Source organism: Mesorhizobium sp. B2-4-3, from assembly GCF_006442815.1.
Classification (GTDB): domain Bacteria; phylum Pseudomonadota; class Alphaproteobacteria; order Rhizobiales; family Rhizobiaceae; genus Mesorhizobium.
The window spans coordinates 1-2,837 of sequence record NZ_VFVL01000070.1; the positions used below are offsets into that span (position 1 = coordinate 1).

Consider the following 2,837-nt stretch of genomic DNA (forward strand, 5'->3'; position numbering starts at 1 on the left):
GTACTCATCCGGTGAAGACCGCAGGCGTGCGTATTCGGCGACCATGAGCACCGCGGTGCTGGGGTCAAGCTTTCGATGGGGAAACGCGATGATATTGTTCGAGGAGGAGTTTGACCTCCTCGATGCCCTCATCGGTGAAGGCCAGGGTCCCGTCGTCATGGTTGGCGCCGTACACCCAGATGACGCCGTCCTCGGGCTCGAGAACCAGGGTCAGGTCCTGGATGAGCGCTTCGCTGACGCCGAGGTCCCTGGCGACACGTTCGACGGTGTAGACGTGATGCACCTTATTGCGCTGCATGATCAGGCCGCCGCTGGTTGGGGCCGCAGTTTTGCGGATCGCCAATTCCACGGCAGCAAATCATCGATCCGCTGTGCTGGGTGGGCTGCGATGCGCGCCAGGATATCGGCGAGCCAGGCCTGAGGGTCGATGTCATTCAACTTGGCGCTGACGATCAGGCTGTAGAGAACGGCAGCGCGCTGTCCGCCGCGATCTGAACCGCAGAACAGCCAGGACTTTCTGCCGAGAGCGATGCCGCGCAGGGCTCGCTCGGCTGCATTGTTCGAGAGACAAATCCGCCCATCGTCGAGGAACCGGGTGAAGGATGACCAGCGGCGCAGCATGTAGTTGAAGGCCTTGGTCAGATCGTGTCCGCGCGAGAGCTTGTCGCGCGTCTCGATCATCCAGCGCTCGAGTTCGGTGACCAGCGGCAGGCTCCGCTCCTGGCGCACGGCGTGGCGTTGGGCTGGCGACAGGCCGGCGATCTCGCGCTCGATATCGAACAGGGCATCGATGCGCTTCACGGCTTCAACCGCGAGCGGATAGACCAGGTTGGGCTTCTCGCCGCGCGCCTTCTTGCGCGCCGCCGCTTCGATATCGGCCAGCTCGAACACTTTGCGCCGGCTGTGGGCCCAGCAGCTGGCTTCCAGAACAGGCGCCGGCTGACGACCCGTCGCATAGAGATCGCCATAGCCGCCAAAGGCATCGGCCTGCAGAATGCCGCTCCAGCCAGCGAGATGCGCCGCGGGATGTTCCCCTCGACGATCGCGGGAATAGTAGAATACTGCCGCCGGCGGATCGGCGCCGCCGAACGGTCGGTCATCGCGCACATAGGTCCATAATCGGCCGGTATCGGTCTTGCCCTTGGCCAGGACCGGCACCGTGGTGTCGTCGCCGTGCAGACGTGAAGCGGCCAGCACATGGGCTTCGAGCCGCTTGAACAGCGGCATCAGCGCCGCGGCGCCGGCGCCGACCTGGTCGGCGAGCGTCGACAGGCTAAGCGGCACGCCTTCGCGGGCATAGCGTTCAGCCTGGCGGTTGAGCGGCTGATGCTGTCCGAACTTCTCGAACAGGATCATCGCCAGCAGGCCGGGACCGGCCCAGCCCCGCGGAGTGGCGTGAAACGGCGCGGGAGCCTGGCTGATCGCCTCGCAGTCGCGGCAGGTGAACTTCTCCCGCACGTGTTGGATCACCTTCCATTGCCGCGGCACCACCTCCAGCGTCTCGGTGATATCCTCACCCAACTTGCGCAGCCGATGACCGCCGCAGCAGTGGCAAGCGGTCGGCACCGGCTCGACCACGCGTTCGCGCGGCAGATGCTCGGGAAATGGCTGGCGGGTCGGTCGTTTGCGCACATAAGGCGCCACCTCGGTGGTCCGGGCTGCGGCCTGTTCGGCGGCGATCTCGTCTTGCGTCGCCGTGCTCTCGAGTTCCTCGAAGGTGAGCTCCATCTGGTCGTGCAGGCGGGCGGAGCGTTCAGAACTCTGACCATGCAGCGCCCGCTGCAGCTTCCGGATCGTCAGATCCTGATGTGCGATCAGCGCCGCATCATCCGATGCCTTGGCCCTGGCGACCGCCAGTTCGGCCTCGACCAGCGCAGCGCGCGCGGCCTCGTCTTCGGCTCTGGCCAGCGCCGCGGTCAGCGCTGCTCTGAGCGCGCCGATATCGTCCGGAACAGCATCCTGGGCGGTGGCAACCATGCCTTGGAATGAATCATAAAACGCGTCCGCTGACTCGCGGAAAATGGCGCAAACTCAAAGAAAAACTCAGCCCGCGCGCTGGGGGCGGAAGGTGTGACGCGGGTTGCGCCAATCGATCCCGTCGAGCATGTAGGCGAGCTGCGCCGGTGATATGGAAACCGTACCGTCCGCCGGCGACGGCCAGAGAAACCGGCCCTTCTCGAGCCGTTTTGCATACAGCGACATGCCGAGCCCATCGTGCCAGATAATCTTGATCAGATTGCCGCTGCGGCCGCGGAAGACATAAAGATCGCCGGCATGCGGATCCCGTCCCAGCGTCTCCTGAACCTGCAGGGCGAGGCCTTGCATCCCGCGACGCATATCGGTGCGGCCGACCGCCAACCAGATCCGCACCTGGCTCGGAACCGGGATCATGAAACGCCCAGCGCCTTCACCATCGCCGCCGCCAGTGTCGGCGGCGTGGTCAGCGGAATCCGCAGCCGCACCTTACCGGCGATCTCCAGCTCGATCACCGCTGGGGGCGCCGCCGGTACCGAAGCGGCGACGGGCTTATCGGGAACCACGACAACTTCGGCAAAGCCCGTCTCGCAGGCTCTTGCCATGCGGCGCCACTTATAGATCAGGCTGGTCGCGACATCGTACTGGCGCGCCACCGCCGCCACTGTAGCCCCCGGCGCGAATGCCGCGGCCAGTATCCGGCACTGATCCTCTTCACTCCAACGACGACGGCGCTCCGGCCCGGTCAATATCGTCATCTGGCTCATGCTGTGCTGCTGACTACGCTCGTAAGGACGACCTCAAGAGCGTAGCCTCGCTACCGGGCCATGTTCGCGCAAGGCGGCCCTCGCCGGAGGCGTACC

The 2,837-nt window shown here is 65.2% G+C and carries 4 protein-coding genes; all 4 read right to left on the reverse strand.

The window, feature by feature from the left end; all coding sequences use genetic code 11:
- Positions 1-64: 64 nt before the first annotated feature.
- Entirely contained in the window at positions 65-298 is a 234-nt protein-coding gene (locus FJ956_RS30330; protein WP_140684992.1) for a hypothetical protein, read from the reverse strand.
- A 2-nt stretch (positions 299-300) separates the two neighbouring features.
- Positions 301-1,977: an IS66 family transposase gene (locus FJ956_RS30335; RefSeq protein ID WP_140684991.1), complete on the reverse strand. Its 1,677-nt coding sequence runs from the start codon at positions 1,975-1,977 to the stop codon at positions 301-303.
- 66 nt (positions 1,978-2,043) lie between these two features.
- Positions 2,044-2,391 carry an IS66 family insertion sequence element accessory protein TnpB gene (tnpB, locus tag FJ956_RS30340; protein WP_006201720.1) on the reverse strand — a complete coding sequence of 116 codons (348 nt, stop codon included), beginning with the start codon at positions 2,389-2,391 and terminating at the stop codon, positions 2,044-2,046.
- Positions 2,388-2,741 carry a transposase gene (locus tag FJ956_RS30345; RefSeq protein ID WP_246672254.1) on the reverse strand — a complete coding sequence of 118 codons (354 nt, stop codon included), beginning with the start codon at positions 2,739-2,741 and terminating at the stop codon, positions 2,388-2,390. Before FJ956_RS30345 ends, tnpB begins: the two co-directional genes overlap by 4 nt.
- Positions 2,742-2,837 lie beyond the last annotated feature (96 nt).